Source organism: Shigella flexneri 2a str. 301 (assembly GCF_000006925.2).
GTDB lineage: Bacteria > Pseudomonadota > Gammaproteobacteria > Enterobacterales > Enterobacteriaceae > ECMA0423.
This window is the reverse complement of sequence record NC_004337.2, coordinates 3,535,106-3,561,495: the sequence shown is the minus strand read 5'-3', so window position 1 is coordinate 3,561,495 and position 26,390 is coordinate 3,535,106. Positions and strand designations below refer to the sequence as shown.

Here is a 26,390-nt window from a genome sequence, read left to right as displayed (position 1 = left end):
TCGCTTATCTGACCTGGCATCGCGTGTAGGCCGGATAAGCGAAGCGCATCCGGCACAGTTCAGGAATTAACCGTAATGTCATCATCCCGTCCGGTGTTCCGCTCGCGCTGGCTGCCTTATCTGCTGGTCGCGCCGCAGCTCATCATCACCGTTATCTTTTTTATCTGGCCTGCGGGCGAAGCGTTGTGGTACTCGCTACAAAGCGTCGATCCGTTTGGTTTCTCCAGCCAGTTTGTCGGTCTGGATAACTTCGTCACGCTGTTTCATGACAGCTATTATCTCGACTCCTTCTGGACGACGATAAAATTCAGCACCTTTGTCACCGTCAGCGGTTTGCTGGTATCGCTGTTCTTTGCGGCGCTGGTGGAGTACATCGTGCGCGGCAGTCGTTTCTACCAAACCTTAATGTTGCTGCCGTATGCCGTGGCTCCCGCCGTTGCCGCCGTATTGTGGATCTTCCTGTTTAACCCCGGTCGCGGGCTGATCACCCATTTTCTCGCTGAGTTCGGCTACGACTGGAACCACGCGCAAAATAGCGGTCAGGCGATGTTTCTGGTGGTGTTTGCCTCGGTGTGGAAGCAAATCAGCTACAACTTTCTGTTCTTCTATGCCGCGCTGCAATCCATTCCCCGTTCGTTGATCGAAGCCGCAGCCATCGACGGTGCAGGGCCGATTCGCCGCTTCTTTAAGATTGCGCTGCCGCTTATCGCCCCGGTGAGTTTCTTCCTGCTGGTAGTGAACCTGGTGTATGCCTTCTTCGACACCTTCCCGGTGATCGACGCCGCCACGTCCGGCGGGCCGGTTCAGGCCACCACGACGCTGATTTATAAGATCTACCGCGAAGGTTTTACCGGACTGGATCTGGCTTCGTCTGCCGCACAGTCGATGGTGCTGATGTTCCTCGTCATCGTGCTGACGGTGGTGCAGTTCCGCTATGTTGAAAGCAAGGTGCGTTACCAATGATTGAGAACCGTCCGTGGCTGACGATATTCAGCCATACCATGCTGATCCTCGGGATCGCGGTGATCCTCTTCCCGCTGTACGTGGCGTTTGTCGCGGCGACGCTGGATAAACAGGCCGTCTACGCCGCGCCGATGACGCTCATCCCCGGCACGCATCTGCTGGAAAACATCCACAACATCTGGGTGAACGGGGTAGGCACAAATAGCGCGCCGTTCTGGCGGATGTTGCTTAACAGCTTTGTGATGGCGTTCAGCATTACGCTCGGCAAAATTACTGTCTCGATGCTCTCGGCATTTGCCATTGTCTGGTTTCGTTTTCCGCTACGTAACCTCTTCTTCTGGATGATTTTTATCACCCTGATGCTGCCGGTTGAAGTACGTATCTTCCCGACGGTGGAAGTCATCGCCAACCTGAAGATGCTCGACAGCTACGCCGGTTTAACGCTGCCGCTGATGGCCTCGGCGACCGCCACGTTTCTGTTTCGCCAGTTCTTTATGACGCTGCCGGATGAACTGGTGGAAGCGGCGCGGATCGACGGTGCGTCACCAATGCGCTTCTTTTGCGACATCGTTTTTCCGCTCTCCAAAACTAATCTGGCGGCGCTGTTTGTGATCACCTTTATTTACGGCTGGAACCAGTATTTGTGGCCGTTGTTGATTATTACCGACGTGGATCTCGGCACCACCGTGGCAGGGATCAAAGGGATGATCGCCACTGGCGAAGGCACCACGGAATGGAACTCAGTGATGGCGGCGATGTTGTTAACCCTGATCCCACCAGTAGTGATTGTTTTAGTGATGCAGCGTGCCTTCGTGCGCGGCCTGGTCGATAGTGAGAAATAAGATGGCAGGACTGAAATTACAGGCAGTAACCAAAAGCTGGGATGGCAAAACCTAGGTCATTAAACCGCTGACCCTTGATGTGGCGGATGGCGAATTTATCGTGATGGTCGGGCCGTCTGGCTGCGGGAAATCGACGCTGCTGCGTACTGAGAGATCCCCTCATAATTTCCCCAAAACGTAACCATGTGTGAATAGATTTTGAGTAAGCAGGGTTGCAGCCACGAGTGAGTCTTCCCTTGTTATTGTGTAGCCAGAATGCCGCAAAACTTCCATGCCTAAGCGAACTGTTGAGAGTACGTTTCGATTTCTGACTGTGTTAGCCTGGAAGTGCTTGTCCCAACCTTGTTTCTGAGCATGAACGCCCGCAAGCCAACATGTTAGTTGAAGCATCAGGGCGATTAGCAGCATGATATCAAAACGCTCTGAGCTGCTCGTTCGGCTATGGCGTAGGCCTAGTCCGTAGGCAGGACTTTTCAAGTCTCGGAAGGTTTCTTCAATCTGCATTCGCTTCGAATAGATATTAACAAGTTGTTTGGGTGTTCGAATTTCAACAGGTAAGTTAGTTGCTAGAATCCATGGCTCCTTTGCCGACGCTGAGTAGATTTTAGGTGACGGGTGGTGACAATGAGTCCGTGTCGAGCGCTGATTTTTTCGGCCTTTAGAGCGAGATTTATACAATAGAATTTGGCATGAGATTGGATTGCTTTTAGTCAGCCTCTTATAGCCTAAAGTCTTTGAGTGACTAGATGACATATCATGTAAGTTGCTGATAGGTTTCCAGTTTTCCGCTCCTAGGTCTGCATATTGGACTTTTCCTCTTACTCGACTTAACCAGTACCAACCCAGCTTCTCAACGGATTTATACCATGGCACTTTAAAGCCAGCATCACTGACAATGAGCGGTGTGGTGTTACTCGGTAGAATGCTCGCAAGGTCGGCTAGAAATTGGTCATGAGCTTTCTTTGAACATTGCTCTGAAAGCGGGAACGCTTTCTCATAAAGAGTAACAGAACGACCGTGTAGTGCGACTGAAGCTCGCAATACCATAAGCCGTTTTTGCTCACGGATATCAGACCAGTCAACAAGTACAATGGGCATCGTATTGCCCGAACAGATAAAGCTAGCATGCCAACGGTATACAGCGAGTCGCTCTTTGTGGAGGTGACGATTACCTAACAATCGGTCGATTCGTTTGATGTTATGTTTTGTTCTCGCTTTGGTTGGCAGGTTACGGCCAAGTTCGGTAAGAGTGAGAGTTTTACAGTCAAGTAAGGCGTGGCAAGCCAACGTTAAGCTGTTGAGTCGTTTTAAGTGTAATTCGGGGCAGAATTGGTAAAGAGAGTCGTGTAAAATATCGAGTTCGCACATTTTGTTGTCTGATTATTGATTTTTGGCGAAACCATTTGATCATATGACAAGATGTGTATCTACCTTAACTTAATGATTTTGATAAAAATCATTAGGGGATTCATCAGTGCTGCGTATGGTTGCCGGGCTGGAGAGGGTGACCGAAGGCGATATCTGGATCAACGACCAGCGCGTGACCGAAATGGAGCCGAAAGATCGCGGGATTGCGATGGTGTTCCAGAATTACGCGCTTTATCCGCATATGAGCGTCGAAGAAAACATGGCGTGGGGGCTGAAAATTCGCGGCATGGGCAAGCAGCAAATAGCCGAGCGCGTTAAAGAAGCGGCGCGCATTCTGGAGCTGGACGGTCTGCTCAAACGTCGCCCGCGCGAGCTTTCCGGCGGTCAGCGCCAGCGTGTGGCGATGGGACGCGCGATTGTGCGCGATCCGGCGGTGTTCTTGTTTGATGAGCCACTCTCTAACCTCGATGCCAAGCTGCGCGTACAGATGCGTCTTGAACTGCAACAGCTGCACCGTCGCCTGAAAACGACTTCACTCTACGTTACTCACGATCAGGTTGAGGCGATGACGCTCGCCCAGCGAGTAATGGTGATGAACGGCGGCGTTGCCGAACAGATTGGCACGCCGGTGGAAGTCTACGAAAAGCCCGCCAGCCTGTTTGTGGCGAGTTTTATCGGCAGCCCGGCGATGAACCTGCTGACAGGCCGCATGAATAATGAAGGCACGCATTTCGAACTGGACGGCGGTATCGTGCTACCGCTAAACGGTGGCTACCGTCAGTATGCCGGGCGTAAAATGACCCTCGGCATTCGCCCGGAACATATTGCGCTAAGCTCGCAAGCAGAAGCTGGTGGTGCGACTGGCGCATCAGGAGCGCCCGACGGCAGGCAGCACGCTGTGGCTGCATCTGGCGGAAAATCAGCTGCATCTTTTTGATGGTGAAACAGGACAACGAGTATGAGTAACTGGCCTTATCCCCGCATCGTCGCTCATCGTGGCGGCGGTAAGCTGGCCCCGGAAAACACCCTGGCGGCAATCGACGTCGGGGCAAAATACGGTCATAAGATGATCGAATTTGACGCGAAGTTATCGAAAGATGGCGAGATCTTCCTGCTCCATGACGACAATCTCGAACGCACCAGCAACGGCTGGGGCGTCGCGGGTGAACTGAACTGGCAGGATTTACTGCGCGTGGATGCGGGCAGTTGGTACAGCAAAGCGTTTAAAGGTGAGCCGCTGCCGTTGCTTTCGCAGGTGGCGGAACGCTGTCGCGAACACGGGATGATGGCGAATATCGAAATCAAACCCACCACTGGCACTGGACCATTAACGGGCAAAATGGTGGCGCTGGCGGCACGCCAACTGTGGGCCGGTATGACGCCGCCGCTGCTGTCATCGTTTGAGATTGATGCTTTAGAAGCTGCACAACAGGCGGCACCGGAACTGCCGCGTGGTTTATTGCTTGATGAGTGGCGCGACGACTGGCGCGAACTGACCGCGCGGCTGGGCTGCGTCTCTATTCATCTCAATCATAAGTTACTCGATAAAGCGCGAGTGATGCAGTTGAAAGACGCCGGATTACGGATTCTGGTTTATACCGTCAATAAACCCCAGCACGCGGCAGAGTTGCTGCGCTGGGGCGTGGATTGCATCTGTACCGATGCGATTGACGTGATTGGTCCGAACTTTACGGCCCAATAGTTTTCAACGGAATGTCAGGCTGCGGCGTGCTGGGCTGATTCAGCATGTCGCCGTTTCTCCTCTCCGGCAGCATATGCTGCTGATTCAACGAACTATCCGGATTACGGTTGCTGTTTAACATCCCGCCGTTGGTGTTGGGCAGCATTTGCTGCCGGGCGGGATTTCGCTCCCCCGGCTGTGACTGCAACACCCGCTGAGAATTATTGTTTATCTGGTTTTCTAAATGCTGCTGTTGCAACTGAGTTTGCGTTTTCAGTTGCTGATTCAGCATCCCTTTTTGCTGGATTTGCTGAGTCTGCATCTGGGTTTGCATCCGCTGCTGGCTGGGTATCTGATACCCCGGCTGGTTAGGGTTGTTCAGAGTATTAATGGGCTGTGCAAAGCCGACAAACGGCAGGAGTGCCGTAAGAATCAGAAGTCGTTTCATCGCGTATCCTCCTCTGAAGATATCCTTTAAGTTTACTCGCTTCCCGACAAAACGATGATTAATTCAGAGTTATATACCAGGCTTAGCTGGGGTTGCCCCTTAATCTCTGGAGAATAACGATGATAAAACCGACGTTTTTACGCCGGGTGGCCATTGCTGCTCTGCTCTCAGGAAGTTGTTTTAGCGCCGCCGCCGCGCCTCCTGCGCCGCCCGTCTCGTATGGTGTGGAGGAAGATGTCTTCCATCCGGTACGCGCGAAACAGGGAATGGTAGCGTCTGTGGACGCCACTGCCACTCAGGTGGGGGTGGATATCCTCAAGGAGGGCGGGAATGCCGTTGATGCCGCCGTGGCGGTGGGCTACGCGCTGGCGGTAACGCATCCGCAGGCAGGGAATCTGGGCGGTGGTGGTTTTATGTTAATCCGCTCGAAAAATGGCAATACCACGGCTATCGATTTCCGCGAAATGGCACCCGCCAAAGCGACCCGCGATATGTTCCTCGATGATCAGGGCAACCCGGACAGCAAAAAATCACTCACTTCGCATCTGGCTTCCGGCACACCGGGTACGGTAGCAGGTTTCTCGCTGGCGCTGGATAAATACGGCACCATGCCGCTGAACAAAGTCGTGCAGCCCGCGTTTAAACTGGCACGCGATGGTTTTATCGTTAACGACGCGCTGGCTGACGATCTCAAAACCTACGGTAGCGAAGTGTTGCCGAATCACGAAAACAGTAAAGCTATCTTCTGGAAAGAGGGCGAGCCGCTGAAAAAGGGCGACACGCTGGTGCAGGCGAACCTGGCAAAGAGCCTGGAGATGATTGCTGAAAACGGCCCGGACGAATTCTATAAAGGCACGATTGCGGAACAGATCGCCCAGGAGATGCAGAAAAACGGTGGCTTGATCACTAAAGAAGATTTAGCGGCCTATAAAGCGGTCGAACGCACTCCGATAAGCGGCGATTATCGCGGGTATCAGGTTTACTCCATGCCACCGCCATCCTCCGGCGGGATCCATATCGTACAAATCCTCAATATTCTGGAAAACTTCGATATGAAGAAATACGGCTTTGGCAGCGCCGATGCGATGCAAATCATGGCAGAAGCGGAGAAATACGCCTACGCCGACCGCTCGGAATATCTTGGCGACCCGGATTTTGTCAAAGTCCCGTGGCAGGCACTGACCAATAAAGCCTATGCCAAATCCATTGCCGATCAAATTGATATCAAAAAAGCGAAGCCGTCCAGTGAGATTCGCCCTGGCAAGCTTGCGCCTTATGAGAGTAATCAAACTACCCATTACTCTGTAGTGGATAAAGACGGTAACGCGGTGGCGGTGACCTATACGCTGAACACCACCTTCGGTACGGGTATTGTCGCGGGTGAGAGCGGTATTCTGCTTAATAACCAGATGGATGATTTCTCCGCCAAACCGGGCGTACCGAACGTTTACGGGCTGGTGGGCGGTGATGCCAACGCCGTCGGGCCGAACAAACGCCCGCTGTCGTCGATGTCGCCGACCATTGTGGTGAAAGACGGTAAAACCTGGCTGGTTACCGGTAGCCCAGGCGGTAGCCGGATTATCACCACGGTGCTGCAAATGGTGGTGAATAGCATCGATTATGGCATGAACGTCGCCGAAGCGACCAATGCGCCGCGTTTCCACCATCAGTGGTTGCCGGACGAGCTGCGTGTCGAAAAAGGGTTTAGCCCGGATACGCTCAAGCTGCTGGAAGCAAAAGGTCAGAAAGTGGCGCTGAAAGAGGCGATGGGCAGCACACAAAGCATTATGGTTGGGCCGGACGGTGAGTTGTACGGCGCATCCGACCCGCGCTCGGTGGATGATTTAACGGCGGGGTATTAATATCTTAAGCCCTCCCGGTAGGTGAGGGCTTAAATGACAAACTTAGATTGCAAATTCTCTATTTCACCCGCGCCATATAATACGCATCGACATATTCACCATTACGCAATGCGTACTTCTTACCGGTCCCTTCAATCTCAAAGCCGAATTTTTTATAGACCTTAATTGCTGGCGCGTTATCGACAAACACGGTTAGTTCAATGCGATCTACCCGTAACCAGTTGTCGCACATTTCAATCATCTCTCGCATCAGGGCGCTGGCGACGCCGCGGTTCTTCCAACGAGAGTCGACACAGATACCAAAATCGGCAACATGACTGCGGCGTGGGCGCTGTTGCACGTCAATGGTGAGATGGCCCACGACGTCTCCATCAATACAGGCGACGAGTTGCTTGATGCCGGGACGATCGGCGAGTCGCTCCTGCCACATATGATCGGAAGGATGAGGCACCTGTAGTGTGTTGCAATACACCTCCGGCTGGGCGTGAATCTGCCTGATGGCCTCGTAATCCCGTGTTTCTGCGTGGCGTATTACTATCTCACTCATTCCTTTGTCCTCTTTGGGGTAAATGTCCCTTTCAACATCATTGACTTTCAAATGCGAGTCAAATGCATTTTTTTGCAAAAAGTGTTGGACAAGTGCGAATGAGAATGATTATTATTGTATCGCGATCAGGAAGACCCTCGCGGAGAACCTGAAAGCACGACATTGCTCACATTGCTTCCAGTATTACTTAGCCAGCCGGGTGCTGGCTTTTTTTTTGATCTTTCGTTCTCAATTTATCCACGGGAGTGCTTGTGTTCGTTATGCGCACTCCAGTAGGAACCACGTCCGCTTTGCGCTAAGGTGTAAATAACCACCTTAAAAAGGACGAAATCATGGTCATCAACTGCGCCTTTATTGGCTTCGGCAAAAGCACCACCCGTTACCATCTGCCGTATGTACTTAACCGCAAGGATAGCTGGCATGTCGCGCATATTTTTCGTCGCCATGCGAAGCCGGAAGAACAGGCTCCCATTTACTCTCATATCCATTTCACCAGCGATCTCGACGAAGTGCTAAACGATCCCGATGTTAAGTTGGTTGTTGTCTGCACCCATGCGGACAGCCACTTCGAGTACGCGAAGCGCGCGCTGGAAGCCGGGAAAAATGTGCTGGTCGAAAAAACGTTCACTCCGACACTTGCGCAGGCGAAAGAGCTGTTTGCACTGGCGAAAAGCAAAGGGCTGACCGTCACGCCATATCAGAATCGTCGCTTTGATTCCTGCTTCCTGACGGCGAAAAAAGCGATTGAAAGCGGCAAGCTGGGAGAGATTGTCGAAGTGGAAAGCCATTTTGACTATTACCGCCCGGTGGCAGAAACCAAACCTGGACTGCCGCAGGATGGCGCGTTCTATGGCCTTGGTGTGCATACGATGGACCAGATTATTTCTCTGTTCGGTCGCCCGGATCACGTCGCTTATGACATCCGCAGCCTGCGTAATAAAGCCAATCCTGACGACACCTTTGAAGCGCAACTGTTTTATGGCGACCTGAAAGCCATCGTCAAAACCAGCCATCTGGTGAAAATCGATTATCCGAAATTTATCGTTCACGGTAAGAAAGGTTCGTTTATTAAATACGGTATCGACCAGCAGGAAACCAGCCTGAAGGCTAATATTATGCCGGGCGAACCGGGATTCGCAGCGGATGATTCGGTCGGTGTGCTGGAGTATGTCAATGACGAGGGTGTGACGGTCAGAGAAGAGATGAAGCCGGAGATGGGCGATTACGGGCGTGTTTATGATGCGTTGTATCAAACCATCACCCACGGTGCGCCAAATTACGTCAAGGAATCTGAAGTTCTTACCAATCTGGAAATCCTTGAACGCGGATTTGAGCAAGCCTCTCCCTCCACAGTGACTCTCGCGAATTAAGTTTGATGGCCCCTCGAATAGTTCAATTTTTTTGAACAGAGGGGGCAATTTTCACCCTCTATCATCCCAGGCAGATCGGGTCCACACTAAGCCCATCGAAATCATTCAGGGGGCGAATACAAATGATCTACTTACGCAAAGCAAATGAACGTGGTCATGCAAATCATGGCTGGCTGGACTCCTGGCATACTTTCTCTTGTGCCAACTATTACGATCCGAACTTTATGGGCTTCTCCGCGCTGCGCGTGATTAACGACGACGTGATTGAAGCAGGGCAGGGCTTCGGCACTCACCCGCATAAAGATATGGAAATTTTGACCTACGTGCTGGAAGGTACTGTTGAGCATCAGGACAGCATGGGCAATAAAGAGCAGGTTCCGGCGGGTGAGTTCCAGATTATGAGTGCGGGTACGGGTATTCGTCACTCAGAGTACAACCCAAGCAGCACCGAGCGTCTGCATCTGTATCAGATCTGGATCATGCCTGAAGAAAATGGCATTACGCCGCGTTATGAACAGCGTCGCTTCGATGCCGTGCAGGGCAAACAGCTGGTGCTCTCGCCGGATGCGCGAGATGGTTCGCTGAAAGTGCATCAGGATATGGAACTGTATCGTTGGGCGTTGCTGAAAGATGAGCAGTCGGTGCATCAGATTGCCGCTGAACGCCGCGTCTGGATTCAGGTGGTAAAAGGCAATGTTACCATTAACGGCGTGAAAGCCTCGACCAGCGATGGTCTGGCAATCTGGGATGAGCAGGCAATCTCCATCCATGCGGATAGCGACAGCGAAGTGTTACTGTTCGATCTGCCGCCGGTTTAAAACTCAACGGCATCTTTGAAGCCTGCCTTTTTGCAGGCTTCCTCGCTCGCTCCGGTCGCGTGCTGATGCACGCTTCCGGGGTTTTGCCGCGTCGTTAGCACAATGCGATGCAATTGATTTAGTGTATATCTAATAATTGTAAACAAGCACTGTTTTCCCCGGGAAGGTTCTGATGCGTCCGTGTTAAACTAAGAGAATCTATCTCTTTTGTACCTTCAGGACGATGAAAAAGAAAAGACCCGTACTTCAGGATGTGGCTGACCGTGTAGGCGTGACCAAAATGACGGTCAGCCGTTTTTTACGCAACCCGGAGCAGGTTTCCGTCGCTCTACGCGGCAAGATTGCCGCCGCTCTTGATGAACTGGGCTATATTCCCAATCGTGCGCCCGATATCCTCTCTAACGCTACCAGCCGGGCGATTGGCGTCCTGTTACCTTCTCTCACCAACCAGGTTTTCGCGGAAGTATTACGCGGAATCGAAAGCGTCACCGACGCGCACGGTTATCAGACCATGCTGGCGCACTACGGTTATAAACCGGAAATGGAGCAAGAACGTCTCGAATCCATGCTCTCCTGGAATATCGACGGCCTGATCCTCACCGAACGTACCCACACGCCGCGCACCTTAAAGATGATTGAAGTGGCGGGGATCCCGGTGGTGGAGTTGATGGACAGCCAGTCGCCGTGCCTCGATATCGCCGTCGGTTTTGATAACTTTGAAGCGGCACGCCAGATGACTACCGCCATTATTGCTCGTGGGCATCGCCACATTGCCTATCTCGGCGCACGTCTCGACGAACGTACTATCATCAAACAGAAGGGATACGAACAGGCGATGCTGGATGCAGGCCTGGTGCCATATAGCGTGATGGTTGAGCAATCTTCTTCTTACTCTTCCGGTATTGAACTGATTCGCCAGGCGCGGCGGGAATATCCGCAGCTGGATGGCGTGTTCTGTACTAATGATGATCTGGCGGTCGGCGCGGCGTTTGAATGTCAGCGTCTGGGGTTAAAAGTTCCTGACGATATGGCGATTGCCGGTTTCCACGGTCATGACATTGGTCAGGTGATGGAGCCACGACTTGCGAGCGTGCTGACGCCGCGTGAGCGGATGGGCAGTATTGGCGCTGAACGCCTGCTGGCGCGTATTCGTGGCGAATCTGTGACACCGAAAATGTTAGATTTAGGTTTCACCTTGTCACCGGGCGGATCTATTTAAGCCCACAAATTTGAAGTAGCTCACACTTATACACTTAAGGCACGGATGGATATTGCTTCTGATATTGTCCGGCTGGACAATGTTGCCGATAACAGTTACCCGTAACATTTTTAATTCTTGTATTGTGGGGGCACCACTTTGAGCACGACTAACCATGATCACCACATTTACGTCTTGATGGGCGTATCGGGCAGCGGCAAATCTGCGGTCGCCAGTGAAGTGGCGCATCAACTTCATGCCGCGTTTCTTGATGGCGATTTCCTCCATCCACGGCGCAATATCGAAAAAATGGCGTCTGGCGAACCGCTGAATGACGACGATCGCAAACCCTGGTTGCAGGCGCTGAACGACTCCGCGTTTGCTATGCAGCGCACCAATAAAGTGTCGCTGATCGCCTGTTCTGCACTGAAAAAGCACTATCGCGACTTGCTGCGTGAAGGTAATCCGAATCTCTCTTTCATCTACCTGAAAGGCGATTTTGATGTGATTGAAAGTCGCCTGAAAGCGCGCAAAGGCCATTTCTTTAAAACCCAAATGTTGGTGACGCAGTTTGAAACGCTGCAGGAGCCGGGTGCGGACGAAACCGATGTACTGGTGGTGGATATCGATCAACCGCTGGAAGGTGTTGTGGCAAGCACCATTGAGGTTATTAAAAAAGGCAAATAAGTAGTGACTACATTAACGCTTGTTTTAACAGCAGTAGGGTCTGTTTTACTGCTGCTGTTTTTAGTCATGAAGGCGCGTATGCACGCTTTCCTGGCTTTGATGGTGGTGTCCATGGGGGCTGGCCTTTTTTCCGGTATGCCGCTCGATAAAATCGCAGCGACGATGGAAAAAGGGATGGGAGGCACCCTCGGCTTCCTGGCGGTGGTTGTTGCCCTGGGAGCTATGTTTGGCAAGATCTTATATGAAACCGGCGCAGTCGATCAGATTGCCGTCAAAATGCTCAAATCCTTCGGTCACAGCCGCGCGCATTATGCCATCGGCCTTGCGGGGCTGGTCTGTGCGCTACCGCTGTTCTTTGAAGTGGCGATTGTTCTGCTGATTAGCGTTGCTTTCTCAATGGCGCGCCACACCGGTACGAACCTGGTGAAGCTGGTAATCCCATTATTCGCAGGCGTGGCGGCCGCGGCAGCGTTCCTGGTGCCTGGGCCAGCGCCAATGCTGCTGGCATCGCAGATGAATGCCGACTTTGGCTGGATGATCCTGATTGGCCTGTGTGCGGCAATTCCGGGAATGATTATTGCCGGGCCGCTGTGGGGTAACTTCATCAGCCGTTACGTTGAGCTGCATATTCCTGACGACATCAGCGAACCGCATCTCGGCGAAGGTAAAATGCCATCTTTCGGATTCAGCCTGTCGCTGATCCTGTTGCCGCTGGTGCTGGTGGGGCTGAAAACCATTGCCGCGCGTTTTGTGCCAGAAGGCTCTACCGCTTACGAATGGTTCGAGTTTATTGGTCATCCGTTTACCGCGATTCTGGTTGCTTGTCTGGTAGCGATTTATGGCCTGGCAATGCGTCAGGGCATGCCAAAAGACAAAGTGATGGAGATTTGCGGTCACGCGCTGCAACCGGCGGGGATCATTCTGCTGGTGATTGGTGCAGGCGGCGTGTTCAAACAGGTGCTGGTTGACTCTGGCGTAGGTCCGGCACTGGGCGAAGCGTTAACCGGCATGGGCCTGCCGATTGCTATCACCTGCTTCGTGCTGGCTGCTGCAGTGCGCATCATTCAGGGGGCTGCCACCGTAGCCTGTTTAACGGCGGTGGGACTGGTGATGCCAGTCATTGAACAACTGAACTACTCTGGTGCGCAAATGGCGGCACTGTCGATTTGTATCGCTGGTGGTTCGATTGTTGTCAGCCACGTTAACGACGCTGGTTTCTGGTTGTTCGGTAAATTTACCGGCGCGACCGAAGCCGAAACGCTGAAAACCTGGACCATGATGGAAACCATCCTCGGCACTGTTGGTGCCATCGTTGGGATGATTGCGTTCCAGCTGTTGAGTTAAGTTTGTTCGCCCGGTAGTTGTGACGCTACCGGGCTCTTTTCGAAAAACTCTCCTCGTTACCCCTTCATCCACATTCGAATGCCGTCGAGGAACATCTGAGTTGCCATCATCACCAGAATCAATCCCATCAGGCGTTCAAGTGCGTTCACCCCTTTCTCGCCCAGCAGACGTAAAAATAGCGAAGACTGTAGCAGGATGACAAAGGTGCCGCCCCAGGCCAGCAGCAGAGCAATCACCAGATGTCCCATCTGATTCGGGTACTGATGAGACAACAACATCAGCGTGGCGAGAATAGTCGGCCCGGCGACTAACGGAATTGCCAACGGCACGATAAATGGCTCTTCACCTGCCGGAAGCCCGCTGCTATTTCCTGAAGCGCTGGGGAAAATCATCTTAATGGCGATTAGAAACAGAATGATGCCGCCAGAAATGGAGACGGTTTCTGCTCGCAGGCTGAGAAATGCCAGAATTTTCTCACCCGCAAACAGGAACACCAGCATCACCAGGAGAGCAATAAGCAACTCTCGCACCATGATTGCCCGCCGTCTTTTCGGTTCAGTATGTTTCAGTACGGACATGAAAATAGGCAGGTTTCCGAGCGGATCCATAATCAGGATCAATAAAACTGCTGCAGAAATGATTTCATTCATAACTCAAATTCCCTGATAATTGCCGCGGACTTTCTGCGTGCTAACAAAGCAGGATAAGTCGCATTACTGATGGCTTCGCTATCATTGATTAATTTCACTTGCGACTTTGGCAGCTTTTTGTATGGTGAAAGATGTGCCAAGAGGAGACCGGCACATTTATACAGCACACATCTTTGCAGGAAAAAACGCTTATGAAAAATGTTGGTTTTATCGGCTGGCGCGGTATGGTCGGCTCCGTTCTCATGCAACGCATGGTTGAAGAGCGCGACTTCGACGCCATTCGCCCTGTCTTCTTTTCTACTTCTCAGCTTGGCCAGGCTGCGCCGTCTTTTGGCGGAACCACTGGCACACTTCAGGATGCCTTTGATCTAGAGGCGCTAAAGGCCCTCGATATCATTGTGACCTGTCAGGGCGGCGATTATACCAACGAAATCTATCCAAAGCTTCGTGAAAGCGGATGGCAAGGTTACTGGATTGACGCAGCATCGTCTCTGCGCATGAAAGATGACGCCATCATCATTCTTGACCCCGTCAATCAGGACGTCATTACCGACGGATTAAATAATGGCATCAGGACTTTTGTTGGCGGTAACTGTACCGTAAGCCTGATGTTGATGTCGTTGGGTGGTTTATTCGCCAATGATCTTGTTGATTGGGTGTCCGTTGCAACCTACCAGGCCGCTTCCGGCGGTGGTGCGCGACATATGCGTGAGTTATTAACCCAGATGGGCCATCTGTATGGCCATGTGGCAGATGAACTCGCGACCCCGTCCTCTGCTATTCTCGATATCGAACGCAAAGTCACAACCTTAACCCGTAGCGGTGAGCTGCCGGTGGATAACTTTGGCGTGCCGCTGGCGGGTAGCCTGATTCCGTGGATCGACAAACAGCTCGATAACGGTCAGAGCCGCGAAGAGTGGAAAGGGCAGGCGGAAACCAACAAGATCCTCAACACATCTTCCGTAATTCCGGTAGATGGTTTATGTGTGCGTGTCGGGGCATTGCGCTGCCACAGCCAGGCATTCACTATTAAATTGAAAAAAGATGTGTCTATTCCGACCGTCGAAGAACTGCTGGCTGCGCACAATCCGTGGGCGAAAGTCGTTCCGAACGATCGGGAAATCACTATGCGTGAGCTAACCCCAGCTGCCGTTACCGGCACGCTGACCACGCCGGTAGGCCGCCTGCGTAAGCTGAATATGGGACCAGAGTTCCTGTCAGCCTTTACCGTGGGCGACCAGCTGCTGTGGGGGGCCGCGGAGCCGCTGCGTCGGATGCTTCGTCAACTGGCGTAATCTTTATTCATTAAATCTGGGGCGCGATGCCGCCCCTGTTAGTGCGTAATACAGGAGTAAGCGCAGATGTTTCATGATTTACCGGGAGTTAAATAGAGCATTGGCTATTCTTTAAGGGTGGCTGAATACATGAGTATTCACAGCCTTACCTGAAGTGAGGACGACGCAGAGAGGATGCACAGAGTGCTGCGCCGTTCAGGTCAAAAAAATGTCACAACCAGAAGTCAAAAATCCAATTGGATGGGGTGACACAATAAAACAGGAAGACAAGCATGTCCGATCGTATCGATAGAGACGTGATTAACGCGCTAATTGCAGGCCATTTTGCGGATCCTTTTTCCGTACTGGGAATGCATAAAACCACCGCGGGACTGGAAGTCCGTGCCCTTTTACCCGACGCTACCGATGTGTGGGTGATTGAACCGAAAACCGGGCGCAAACTCGCAAAACTGGAGTGTCTCGACTCACGGGGATTCTTTAGCGGCGTCATTCCGCGACGTAAGAATTTTTTCCGCTATCAGTTGGCTGTTGTCTGGCATGGTCAGCAAAACCTGATTGATGATCCTTACCGTTTTGGTCCGCTAATCCAGGAAATGGATGCCTGGCTATTATCTGAAGGTACTCACCTGCGCCCGTATGAAACCTTAGGCGCGCATGCAGATACTATGGATGGCGTCACAGGTACGCGTTTCTCTGTCTGGGCTCCAAACGCCCGTCGGGTCTCGGTGGTTGGGCAATTCAACTACTGGGACGGTCGCCGTCACCCGATGCGCCTGCGTAAAGAGAGCGGCATCTGGGAACTGTTTATCCCTGGGGCGCATAACGGTCAGCTCTATAAATACGAGATGATTGATGCCAATGGCAACTTGCGTCTGAAGTCCGACCCTTATGCCTTCGAAGCGCAAATGCGCCCGGAAACCGCGTCTCTTATTTGCGGGCTGCCGGAAAAGGTTGTACAGACTGAAGAGCGCAAAAAAGCGAATCAGTTTGATGCGCCAATCTCTATTTATGAAGTTCACCTGGGTTCCTGGCGTCGCCACACCGACAACAATTTCTGGTTGAGCTACCGCGAGCTGGCCGATCAACTGGTGCCTTATGCTAAATGGATGGGCTTTACCCACCTCGAACTACTGCCCATTAACGAGCATCCCTTCGATGGCAGTTGGGGTTATCAGCCAACCGGCCTGTATGCACCAACCCGCCGTTTTGGTACTCGCGACGACTTCCGTTATTTCATTGATGCCGCACACGCAGCTGGTCTGAACGTGATTCTCGACTGGGTGCCAGGCCACTTCCCGACTGATGACTTTGCGCTTGCCGAATTTGATGGCACGAACTTGTATGAACACAGCGATCCGCGTGAAGGCTATCATCAGGACTGGAACACGCTGATCTACAACTATGGTCGCCGTGAAGTCAGTAACTTCCTCGTCGGTAACGCGCTTTACTGGATTGAACGTTTTGGTATTGATGCGCTGCGCGTCGATGCGGTGGCGTCGATGATTTATCGTGACTACAGCCGTAAAGAGGGGGAGTGGATCCCGAACGAATTTGGCGGGCGCGAGAATCTTGAAGCGATTGAATTCTTGCGTAATACCAACCGTATTCTTGGTGAGCAGGTTTCCGGTGCGGTGACAATGGCTGAGGAGTCTACCGATTTCCCTGGCGTTTCTCGTCCGCAGGATATGGGCGGTCTGGGCTTCTGGTACAAGTGGAACCTCGGCTGGATGCATGACACCCTGGACTACATGAAGCTCGACCCGATTTATCGTCAGTATCATCACGATAAACTGACCTTCGGGATGCTCTACAACTACACTGAAAACTTCGTCCTGCCGTTGTCGCATGATGAAGTGGTCCACGGTAAAAAATCGATTCTCGACCGCATGCCGGGCGACGCATGGCAGAAATTCGCTAACCTGCGCGCTTACTATGGCTGGATGTGGGCATTTCCGGGCAAGAAACTGCTGTTCATGGGGAACGAATTTGCCCAGGGCCGCGAGTGGAACCATGACGCCAGCCTCGACTGGCATCTGTTGGAAGGCGGCGATAACTGGCACCACGGTGTCCAGCGTCTGGTGCGCGATCTGAACCTCACCTACCGCCACCATAAAGCAATGCATGAACTGGATTTTGACCCGTACGGCTTTGAATGGCTGGTGGTGGATGACAAAGAACGCTCGGTGCTGATCTTTGTGCGTCGCGATAAAGAGGGTAACGAAATTATCGTTGCCAGTAACTTTACGCCGGTGCCGCGTCATGATTATCGCTTCGGCATTAATCAGCCAGGTAAATGGCGTGAAATCCTCAATACCGATTCCATACACTATCACGGCAGTAATGCAGGCAATGGCGGCACGGTACACAGCGATGAGATTGCCAGCCACGGTCGTCAGCATTCACTAAGCCTGACGCTACCACCGCTGGCCACTATCTGGCTGGTTCGGGAGGCAGAATGACACAACTCGCCATTGGCAAACCCGCTCCCCTCGGCGCGCATTACGACGGTCAGGGCGTCAACTTCACACTTTTCTCCGCTCATGCCGAGCGGGTAGAACTGTGTGTCTTTGACGCCAATGGCCAGGAACATCGCTATGACTTGCCAGGGAACAGTGGCGACATTTGGCACGGTTATCTGCCGGATGCGCGCCCGGGTTTGCGTTATGGTTATCGCGTTCATGGCCCCTGGCAACCCGCCGAGGGGCATCGCTTTAACCCGGCGAAGTTGTTGATTGATCCTTGCGCGCGGCAAATTGACGGGGAGTTTAAAGATAACCCGCTGCTGCACGCCGGTCATAATGAACCTGACTATCGCGACAACGCCGCCATTGCGCCGAAATGCGTAGTGGTGGTTGATCACTATGACTGGGAAGATGACGCCCCGCCGCGCACGCCGTGGGGCAGCACCATCATTTATGAAGCCCATGTCAAAGGATTAACGTACTTGCACCCGGAGATCCCGGTCGAGATCCGTGGCACTTATAAAGCCCTCGGGCATCCGGTGATGATCAACTATTTGAAACAATTGGGCATTACCGCGCTGGAACTGCTGCCAGTGGCGCAGTTTGCCAGTGAACCACGTCTGCAACGCATGGGGCTAAGTAACTACTGGGGTTACAACCCGGTGGCGATGTTTGCGCTGCATCCGGCGTATGCCTGCTCGCCAGAAACGGCGCTGGATGAGTTTCGCGATGCAATCAAAGCACTGCATAAAGCGGGTATCGAAGTCATTCTTGATATCGTGCTCAACCATAGTGCGGAACTGGACCTCGACGGCCCGTTATTCTCGCTGCGTGGGATCGATAACCGTAGCTATTATTGGATAAGAGAAGACGGCGATTATCACAACTGGACCGGTTGCGGCAACACGCTCAATTTGAGTCATCCGGCGGTGGTGGATTATGCCAGCGCCTGCCTGCGTTATTGGGTAGAAACCTGCCACGTCGATGGTTTCCGCTTTGATCTGGCGGCAGTCATGGGCCGTACGCCAGAGTTCCGTCAGGATGCGCCGTTGTTTACCGCTATCCAGAACTGCCCGGTGCTCTCGCAGGTGAAGTTAATTGCTGAACCGTGGGATATCGCTCCTAGTGGTTATCAGGTGGGAAATTTCCCGCCGCTGTTTGCCGAGTGGAACGATCATTTCCGCGATGCTGCCCGTCGTTTCTGGCTACATTATGATTTGCCTCTGGGGGCGTTTGCCGGGCGTTTTGCTGCCTCCAGCGATGTTTTTAAACGTAATGGTCGTCTGCCGAGTGCCGCGATTAATCTCGTCACCGCGCATGACGGTTTTACGCTTCGCGACTGCGTTTGCTTCAACCATAAACACAATGAAGCAAACGGAGAAGAAAATCGCGACGGGACCAACAACAATTACAGTAACAATCATGGTAAAGAAGGGTTAGGCGGTACTCTTGACCTGGTTGAACGGCGGCGCGACAGCATTCATGCCCTGTTAACAACGTTGTTGCTCTCCCAGGGCACGCCGATGTTACTGGCCGGTGACGAACATGGTCACAGCCAGCATGGCAATAACAATGCCTACTGTCAGGATAACCAATTAAACTGGTTGGACTGGTCGCAGGCAAGCAGTGGTTTAACCGCATTTACCGCCGCGTTAATCCATCTGCGCAAGCGCATTCCCGCTTTGGTGGAGAATCGCTGGTGGGAAGAAGGTGACGGCAATGTTCGTTGGCTAAATCGATATGCTCAACCTTTAAGCACGGATGAGTGGCAAAACGGGCCGAAACAGCTGCAAATTCTGCTCTCGGATCGCTTTTTGATCGCAATTAACGCCACGCTTGAGGTAACAGAGATTGTTTTACCTGCTGGGGAGTGGCACGCCATTCCCCCATTCGCTGGAGAGGATAACCCAGTGATTACGGTTGTCTGGCAGGGACCTGCACACGGATTGTGTGTGTTCCAGAGATGATAAAAAAGGAGTTAGTCATGGTTAGTTTAGAGAAGAACGATCACTTAATGTTGGCGCGCCAGCTGCCATTGAAATCTGTTGCCCTGATACTGGCGGGAGGACGTGGTACCCGCCTGAAGGATTTAACCAATAAGCGAGCAAAACCGGCCGTACACTTCGGCGGTAAGTTCCGCATTATTGACTTTGCGCTGTCTAACTGCATCAACTCTGGGATCCGTCGTATGGGCGTGATCACCCAGTACCAGTCCCACACTCTGGTGCAGCACATTCAGCGCGGCTGGTCATTCTTCAATGAAGAAATGAACGAGTTTGTCGATCTGCTGCCAGCACAGCAGAGAATGAAAGGGGAAAACTGGTATCGCGGCACCGCAGATGCGGTCACCCAAAACCTCGACATTATCCGCCGTTATAAAGCGGAATACGTGGTGATCCTGGCGGGCGACCATATCTACAAGCAAGACTACTCGCGTATGCTTATCGATCACGTCGAAAAAGGCGCACGTTGCACCGTTGCTTGTATGCCAGTACCGATTGAAGAAGCCTCCGCATTTGGCGTTATGGCGGTTGATGAGAACGATAAAATTATCGAATTCGTTGAAAAACCTGCTAACCCACCGTCAATGCCGAACGATCCGAGCAAATCTCTGGCGAGTATGGGTATCTACGTCTTTGACGCCGACTATCTGTATGAACTGCTGGAAGAAGACGATCGTGATGAGAACTCCAGCCACGACTTTGGCAAAGATTTGATTCCCAAGATCACCGAAGCCGGTCTGGCCTATGCGCACCCGTTCCCGCTCTCTTGCGTACAATCCGACCCGGATGCTGAGCCGTACTGGCGCGATGTGGGTACGCTGGAAGCTTACTGGAAAGCGAATCTCGATCTGGCCTCTGTGGTGCCGGAACTGGATATGTACGATCGCAATTGGCCAATTCGCACCTACAATGAATCATTACCGCCAGCGAAATTCGTGCAGGATCGCTCCGGTAGCCACGGGATGACCCTTAACTCACTGGTATCCGGCGGTTGTGTGATCTCCGGTTCGGTGGTGGTGCAGTCCGTTCTGTTCTCGCGCGTTCGCGTGAATTCATTCTGCAACATTGATTCCGCCGTATTGTTACCGGAAGTATGGGTAGGTCGCTCGTGCCGTCTGCGCCGCTGCGTCATCGATCGTGCTTGTGTTATCCCGGAAGGCATGGTGATTGGTGAAAACGCAGAGGAAGATGCACGTCGTTTCTATCGTTCAGAAGAAGGCATCGTGCTGGTAACGCGCGAAATGCTACGGAAGTTAGGGCATAAACAGGAGCGATAATGCAGGTTTTACATGTATGTTCAGAGATGTTCCCGCTGCTTAAAACCGGCGGTCTGGCTGATGTTATTGGGGCATTACCCGCAGCACAAATCGCAGACGGCGTTGACGCTCGCGTACTGTTGCCTGCATTTCCCGATATTCGCCGTGGCGTGACCGATGCGCAGGTAGTATCCCGTCGTGATACTTTCGCCGGGCATATCACGCTGTTGTTCGGTCATTACAACGGGGTTGGCATATACCTGATTGACGCGCCGCATCTCTATGATCGTCCGGGAAGCCCGTATCACGATACCAACTTATTTGCCTATACCGACAACGTATTGCGTTTTGCGCTGCTGGGGTGGGTTGGGGCAGAAATGGCCAGCGGGCTTGACCCATTCTGGCGTCCTGATGTGGTGCATGTGCACGACTGGCATGCAGGTCTTGCGCCTGCGTATCTGGCGGCGCGCGGGCGTCCTGCGAAGTCGGTGTTTACTGTGCACAACCTGGCCTATCAAGGCATGTTTTATGCACATCACATGAATGACATCCAATTGCCATGGTCATTCTTTAATATTCATGGGCTGGAATTCAACGGACAAATCTCTTTCCTGAAGGCCGGTCTGTACTATGCCGATCACATTACGGCGGTCAGTCCAACCTACGCTCGCGAGATCACCGAACCGCAGTTTGCCTACGGTATGGAAGGTCTGTTGCAACAGCGTCACCGTGAAGGGCGTCTTTCAGGCGTACTGAACGGCGTGGACGAGAAAATCTGGAGTCCAGAGACGGACTTACTGTTGGCCTCGCGTTACACCCGCGATACGTTGGAAGATAAAGCGGAAAATAAGAGCCAGTTACAAATCGCAATGGGGCTTAAGGTTGACGATAAAGTGCCGCTTTTTGCAGTGGTGAGCCGTCTGACCAGCCAGAAAGGTCTCGACCTGGTGCTGGAAGCCTTACCGGGGCTTCTGGAGCAGGGCGGGCAGCTGGCGCTACTCGGCGCGGGCGATCCGGTGCTGCAGGAAGGTTTCCTTGCGGCGGCAGCGGAATACCCCGGTCAGGTGGGCGTTCAGATTGGCTATCACGAAGCATTTTCGCATCGCATTATGGGCGGCGCGGACGTCATTCTGGTGCCCAGCCGTTTTGAACCGTGCGGCTTAACGCAACTTTATGGATTGAAGTACGGTACGCTGCCGTTAGTGCGGCGCACCGGTGGGCTTGCTGATACGGTTTCTGACTGTTCTCTTGAGAACCTTGCAGATGGCGTCGCCAGTGGGTTTGTCTTTGAAGATAGTAATGCCTGGTCGCTGTTACGGGCTATTCGGCGTGCTTTTGTACTGTGGTCCCGTCCTTCACTGTGGCGGTTTGTGCAACGTCAGGCTATGGCAATGGATTTTAGCTGGCAGGTCGCGGCGAAGTCGTACCGTGAGCTTTACTATCGCTTGAAATAGTTTTCAGGAAACGCCTATATGAATGCTCCGTTTACATATTCATCGCCCACGCTTAGCGTAGAAGCTCTTAAGCACTCTATCGCTTACAAGCTGATGTTTACGATTGGAAAGGACCCGGTCGTCGCCAATAAACATGAATGGCTGAACGCAACGTTATTTGCTGTGCGCGATCGTCTCGTGGAGCGCTGGTTACGTTCAAACCGTGCCCAGTTGTCGCAAGAAACTCGTCAGGTTTACTACCTGTCGATGGAGTTTTTGATTGGCCGTACGCTCTCCAACGCCATGTTGTCGCTAGGAATTTACGAAGATGTACAGGGCGCACTGGAAGCGATGGGGTTAAATCTCGAAGAGCTGATTGATGAAGAAAATGACCCAGGCCTCGGTAACGGTGGCCTGGGACGTCTGGCGGCTTGCTTCCTTGATTCTCTGGCGACGTTAGGGTTGCCGGGGCGCGGTTACGGCATCCGCTATGACTACGGTATGTTCAAGCAGAACATCGTTAACGGTAGCCAGAAAGAGTCGCCAGACTACTGGCTGGAATACGGTAACCCGTGGGAATTCAAACGCCACAACACGCGCTATAAAGTCCGTTTTGGTGGTCGCATTCAGCAGGAAGGTAAAAAAACGCGCTGGATTGAAACCGAAGAGATTCTGGGAGTCGCTTACGATCAGATAATCCCTGGTTACGACACCGACGCGACCAACACGCTGCGTTTGTGGAGTGCGCAAGCCAGTAGCGAAATTAACCTCGGTAAATTCAACCAGGGTGACTACTTCGCGGCAGTGGAAGATAAAAACCACTCCGAGAACGTATCTCGCGTACTGTATCCGGATGACTCCACCTACTCCGGGCGTGAGCTGCGCCTGCGTCAGGAATACTTCTTGGTTTCCTCGACCATTCAGGACATTTTAAGCCGTCATTATCAGTTGCATAAAACCTACGATAACCTGGCGGATAAAATCGCGATTCATCTCAATGATACCCATCCGGTACTGTCGATTCCTGAGATGATGCGTCTGCTGATCGATGAGCACCAATTTAGCTGGGACGACGCGTTTGAGGTGTGTTGTCAGGTCTTCTCCTACACTAACCACACGCTGATGAGCGAGGCGCTGGAAACCTGGCCGGTTGATATGCTGGGTAAAATTCTGCCGCGTCACCTGCAGATCATCTTTGAAATCAACGACTATTTCCTGAAAACCTTGCAGGAACAGTATCCGAACGATACCGATCTGCTGGGACGGGCGTCGATCATTGATGAATCCAACGGTCGTCGTGTGCGTATGGCCTGGCTGGCGGTTGTTGTGAGCCACAAAGTTAACGGTGTATCGGAACTGCACTCTAATCTGATGGTGCAATCGTTGTTTGCCGACTTTGCGAAAATCTTCCCGGGTCGTTTCACCAACGTCACCAACGGTGTGACGCCGCGTCGCTGGCTGGCGGTAGCGAACCCATCGCTTTCAGCCGTGCTGGACGAACACCTGGGCCGTAACTGGCGCACCGACCTTAGCCTGCTTAATGAGCTGCAACAACACTGTGATTTCCCAATGGTTAATCACGCTGTGCATCAGGCGAAGCTGGAGAACAAAAAGCGTCTGGCAGAGTATATCGCCCAGCAGCTGAATGTGGTGGTGAATCCAAAGGCGTTGTTCGATGTACAAATCAAACGTATTCACGAATACAAACGTCAATTGATGAATGTGTTGCATGTGATTACCCGCTATAACCGCATCAAGGCCGACCCGGATGCGAAGTGGGTACCGCGCGTGAATATTTTTGGCGGTAAGGCGGCTTCGGCCTATTACATGGCGAAGCACATTATTCATTTGATCAATGACGTAGCGAAAGTGATCAACAACGATCCGCAGATTGGCGATAAGCTGAAAGTCGTGTTCATCCCGAACTACAGCGTTAGCCTGGCGCAGTTGATCATTCCGGCGGCAGATCTGTCTGAACAGATTTCGCTGGCAGGGACGGAAGCTTCCGGCACCAGTAACATGAAGTTTGCGCTTAACGGTGCGCTGACTATCGGTACGTTGGACGGTGCGAATGTCGAGATGCTGGATCATGTCGGTGCTGACAATATCTTTATTTTTGGTAACACAGCGGAAGAAGTGGAAGAACTGCGTCGTCAGGGCTACAAACCGCGTGAATACTACGAGAAAGATGAGGAGCTGCATCAGGTGCTGACGCAAATCGGCAGCGGTGTATTCAGTCCGGAAGATCCGGGTCGCTATCGCGATCTGGTTGATTCGCTGATCAACTTCGGCGATCACTACCAGGTACTGGCGGATTATCGCAGCTATGTCGATTGTCAGGATAAAGTCGACGAACTCTACGAGCTTCAGGAAGAGTGGACCGCAAAAGCGATGCTGAACATTGCCAATATGGGCTACTTCTCTTCTGACCGTACTATCAAAGAGTACGCTGATCATATCTGGCATATCGATCCGGTGAGATTGTAATTTCACTAATAAATAGAACGGGGCCAAAGGGTCTAATGCCGATCAGTTAAGGATCAGTTGACCGATCCAGTGGCTGTGTAAGAATCCGGAAACGCTCACTTGTTTCCGGATTTTTTTATGCACATTGGACAGGCTCTTGATCTGGTATCCCGTTACGATTCTCTGCGTAACCCACTGACTTCTCTGGGGGATTACCTCGACCCCGAACTCATCTCTCGTTGCCTTGCCGAATCAGGTACTGTAACGCTACGCAAGCGCCGTCTTCCCCTCGAAATGATGGTCTGGTGTATTGTTGGCATGGCGCTTGAGCGTAAAGAACCTCTTCACCAGATTGTGAATCGCCTGGACATCATGCTGCCGGGCAATCGCCCCTTCGTTGCCCCCAGTGCCGTTATTCAGGCCCGCCAGCGCCTGGGAAGTGAGGCTGTCCGCCGCGTGTTCACGAAAACAGCGCAGCTCTGGCATAACGCCACGCCGCATCCGCACTGGTGCGGCCTGACCCTGCTGGCCATCGATGGTGTGTTCTGGCGCACACCGGATACACCAGAGAACGATGCAGCCTTCCCCCGCCAGACACATGCCGGGAACCCGGCGCTCTACCCGCAGGTCAAAATGGTCTGCCAGATGGAACTGACCAGCCATCTGCTGACGGCTGCAGCCTTCGGCACGATGAAGAACAGCGAAAATGAGCTTGCTGAGCAACTTATAGAACAAACCGGCGATAACACTCTGACGTTAATGGATAAAGGTTATTACTCACTGGGACTGTTAAATGGCTGGAGCCTGGCGGGAGAACACCGCCACTGGATGATACCTCTCAGAAAGGGAGCGCAATATGAAGAGCTCAGAAAACTGGGTAAAGGCGATCATCTGGTGAAGCTGAAAACCAGCCCGCAGGCACGAAAAAAGTGGCCGGGACTGGGAAATGAAGTGACAGCCCGCCTGCTGACCGTGACGCGCAAAGGAAAAGTCTGCCATCTGCTGACGTCGATGACGGACGCCATGCGCTTCCCCGGAGGAGAAATGGCGGATCTGTACAGTCATCGCTGGGAAATCGAACTGGGATACAGGGAGATAAAACAGACGATGCAACTGAGCAGGCTGACGCTGAGAAGTAAAAAGCCGGAGCTTGTGGAGCAAGAGCTGTGGGGTGTCTTACTGGCTTATAATCTGGTGAGATATCAGATGATTAAAATGGCGGAACATCTGAAAGGTTACTGGCCGAATCAACTGAGTTTCTCAGAATCATGCGGAATGGTGATGAGAATGCTGATGACATTGCAGGGCGCTTCACCGGGACGTATACCGGAGCTGATGCGCGATCTTGCAAGTATGGGACAACTTGTGAAATTACCGACGAGAAGGGGAAGGGCCTTCCCGAGAGTGGTAAAGGAGAGGCCCTGGAAATACCCCACAGCCCCGAAAAAGAGCCAGTCAGTTGCTTAACTGACTGGCATTAGGCCAAAGGGTCCCGTTTTTTTCGCCATCATTTCGGAAAAGTGTCCAGAAGGGGCAAGGGGACTCGGGGAGTATAATTTCGCCATTCAGAAAGAATGGAAAGAATAATGCAAAATAGAAAATGGATTTTGACCTCGCTGGTAATGACTTTTTTCGGCATCCCAATACTGACGCAATTTTTTGCAGCGGTTATTGCCATGCTGGGGGCTGGGCTTGCC

The 26,390-nt window shown here is 52.5% G+C and carries 20 protein-coding genes, 1 pseudogene and 3 other annotated features; of the genes and pseudogenes, 17 read left to right on the top strand and 4 right to left on the bottom strand.

What is annotated here, in order from left to right; genetic code table 11:
• Positions 1-75: 75 nt before the first annotated feature.
• The 3 genes and pseudogenes from ugpA to ugpC all read left to right on the top strand — a co-directional run bounded on the left by ugpA (position 76) and on the right by ugpC (position 4,135).
• Positions 76-963: a glycerol-3-phosphate transporter permease gene (ugpA, locus tag SF3470; protein NP_709222.1), complete on the top strand. Its 888-nt coding sequence runs from the start codon at positions 76-78 to the stop codon at positions 961-963.
• Entirely contained in the window at positions 960-1,805 is an 846-nt protein-coding gene (gene ugpE, locus SF3469) for a glycerol-3-phosphate ABC transporter permease (RefSeq protein NP_709221.1), read from the top strand. Before ugpA ends, ugpE begins: the two co-directional genes overlap by 4 nt.
• Positions 1,768-4,135, top strand: a sequence feature (Similar to Escherichia coli K12 ATP-binding component of sn-glycerol 3-phosphate transport system gi: 1789859 (370 aa). BLAST with identity of 96% in 789 aa. This CDS has been disrupted by insertion. The sequence has been checked and is believed to be correct.). Its footprint overlaps the gene before it by 38 nt.
• Positions 1,768-4,135, top strand: a pseudogene (gene ugpC / locus SF3468). Its footprint overlaps the feature before it by 2,368 nt. Before ugpE ends, ugpC begins: the two are co-directional and overlap by 38 nt.
• Positions 1,952-3,280 (bottom strand) — a mobile genetic element. (Overlaps the previous pseudogene by 1,329 nt.)
• Positions 1,965-3,173 carry an insertion element iso-IS10R transposase gene (locus SF3467; protein NP_709220.1) on the bottom strand — a complete coding sequence of 403 codons (1,209 nt, stop codon included), beginning with the start codon at positions 3,171-3,173 and terminating at the stop codon, positions 1,965-1,967. Its footprint overlaps the feature before it by 1,209 nt. The pseudogene ugpC and the gene SF3467 sit on opposite strands and share 1,209 nt — an antisense overlap.
• The gene (gene ugpQ, locus SF3466; RefSeq protein NP_709219.1) at positions 4,132-4,875 is read left to right on the top strand and encodes a cytoplasmic glycerophosphodiester phosphodiesterase; all 744 of its coding nucleotides are present in this window, start codon (positions 4,132-4,134) and stop codon (positions 4,873-4,875) included.
• Here the strand turns inward: ugpQ and yhhA are convergent.
• The gene (gene yhhA, locus SF3465; protein NP_709218.1) at positions 4,862-5,302 is read right to left on the bottom strand and encodes a hypothetical protein; all 441 of its coding nucleotides are present in this window, start codon (positions 5,300-5,302) and stop codon (positions 4,862-4,864) included. The genes ugpQ and yhhA overlap by 14 nt on opposite strands.
• A gap of 119 nt (positions 5,303-5,421) precedes the next feature.
• On the opposite strand from yhhA, the gene ggt reads away from it, so the two are divergent.
• Positions 5,422-7,164, top strand: a complete 1,743-nt coding sequence (gene ggt / locus SF3464) for a gamma-glutamyltranspeptidase (protein NP_709217.2) — start codon at positions 5,422-5,424, stop codon at positions 7,162-7,164.
• A gap of 58 nt (positions 7,165-7,222) precedes the next feature.
• Here ggt and yhhY read toward each other — a convergent pair whose 3' ends face one another.
• A complete protein-coding gene (gene yhhY, locus SF3463) occupies positions 7,223-7,711 on the bottom strand; it encodes an acetyltransferase YhhY (RefSeq protein NP_709216.1) in 489 nt (162 codons plus the stop codon).
• Positions 7,712-8,043: 332 nt separating this feature from the next.
• Here yhhY and yhhX point away from each other — a divergent pair, with 332 nt between their 5' ends.
• The 5 genes from yhhX to gntU all read left to right on the top strand — a co-directional run bounded on the left by yhhX (position 8,044) and on the right by gntU (position 13,128).
• Positions 8,044-9,081: an oxidoreductase gene (gene yhhX / locus SF3462; RefSeq protein ID NP_709215.2), complete on the top strand. Its 1,038-nt coding sequence runs from the start codon at positions 8,044-8,046 to the stop codon at positions 9,079-9,081.
• Between the two features lie 122 nt (positions 9,082-9,203).
• Positions 9,204-9,899 (top strand): hypothetical protein, encoded by a 696-nt coding sequence (yhhW, locus tag SF3461; RefSeq protein NP_709214.1) that lies wholly within the window; start codon positions 9,204-9,206, stop codon positions 9,897-9,899.
• A 280-nt stretch (positions 9,900-10,179) separates the two neighbouring features.
• Positions 10,180-11,118, top strand: coding sequence for a gluconate operon transcriptional regulator (gene gntR, locus SF3460; RefSeq protein NP_709213.2), 939 nt, complete (start codon positions 10,180-10,182; stop codon positions 11,116-11,118).
• Positions 11,119-11,295: 177 nt separating this feature from the next.
• On the top strand, positions 11,296-11,784 hold the full coding sequence (gene gntK, locus SF3459) for a gluconokinase (RefSeq protein NP_709212.4): 489 nt from the start codon (positions 11,296-11,298) through the stop codon (positions 11,782-11,784).
• A 66-nt stretch (positions 11,785-11,850) separates the two neighbouring features.
• A complete protein-coding gene (gene gntU / locus SF3458; protein NP_709211.2) occupies positions 11,851-13,128 on the top strand; it encodes a low affinity gluconate transporter in 1,278 nt (425 codons plus the stop codon).
• A 56-nt stretch (positions 13,129-13,184) separates the two neighbouring features.
• On the opposite strand, the gene yhgN is transcribed toward gntU, so the two are convergent.
• Complete coding sequence (gene yhgN, locus SF3457) at positions 13,185-13,778, bottom strand: antibiotic transporter (RefSeq protein NP_709210.1); 594 nt, start codon at positions 13,776-13,778, stop codon at positions 13,185-13,187.
• Between the two features lie 191 nt (positions 13,779-13,969).
• On the opposite strand from yhgN, the gene asd reads away from it, so the two are divergent.
• The 7 genes from asd to SF3450 all read left to right on the top strand — a co-directional run bounded on the left by asd (position 13,970) and on the right by SF3450 (position 26,160).
• Complete coding sequence (gene asd, locus SF3456; protein ID NP_709209.2) at positions 13,970-15,073, top strand: aspartate-semialdehyde dehydrogenase; 1,104 nt, start codon at positions 13,970-13,972, stop codon at positions 15,071-15,073.
• 272 nt (positions 15,074-15,345) lie between these two features.
• Positions 15,346-17,532 carry a glycogen branching protein gene (glgB, locus tag SF3455; RefSeq protein NP_709208.1) on the top strand — a complete coding sequence of 729 codons (2,187 nt, stop codon included), beginning with the start codon at positions 15,346-15,348 and terminating at the stop codon, positions 17,530-17,532.
• Positions 17,529-19,502 carry a glycogen debranching protein gene (gene glgX / locus SF3454; RefSeq protein ID NP_709207.1) on the top strand — a complete coding sequence of 658 codons (1,974 nt, stop codon included), beginning with the start codon at positions 17,529-17,531 and terminating at the stop codon, positions 19,500-19,502. Before glgB ends, glgX begins: the two co-directional genes overlap by 4 nt.
• Before the next feature lie 17 nt (positions 19,503-19,519).
• Positions 19,520-20,815, top strand: a complete 1,296-nt coding sequence (gene glgC, locus SF3453; RefSeq protein NP_709206.2) for a glucose-1-phosphate adenylyltransferase — start codon at positions 19,520-19,522, stop codon at positions 20,813-20,815.
• Positions 20,815-22,248 (top strand): glycogen synthase, encoded by a 1,434-nt coding sequence (gene glgA, locus SF3452; RefSeq protein NP_709205.1) that lies wholly within the window; start codon positions 20,815-20,817, stop codon positions 22,246-22,248. Before glgC ends, glgA begins: the two co-directional genes overlap by 1 nt.
• A gap of 18 nt (positions 22,249-22,266) precedes the next feature.
• Positions 22,267-24,714, top strand: a complete 2,448-nt coding sequence (gene glgP, locus SF3451; protein NP_709204.1) for a glycogen phosphorylase — start codon at positions 22,267-22,269, stop codon at positions 24,712-24,714.
• 33 nt (positions 24,715-24,747) lie between these two features.
• Positions 24,748-26,173 (top strand) — a mobile genetic element.
• Entirely contained in the window at positions 24,814-26,160 is a 1,347-nt protein-coding gene (locus tag SF3450; protein NP_709203.1) for an insertion sequence IS4 transposase InsG, read from the top strand. It overlaps the preceding feature by 1,347 nt.
• Positions 26,174-26,390: the final 217 nt, after the last annotated feature.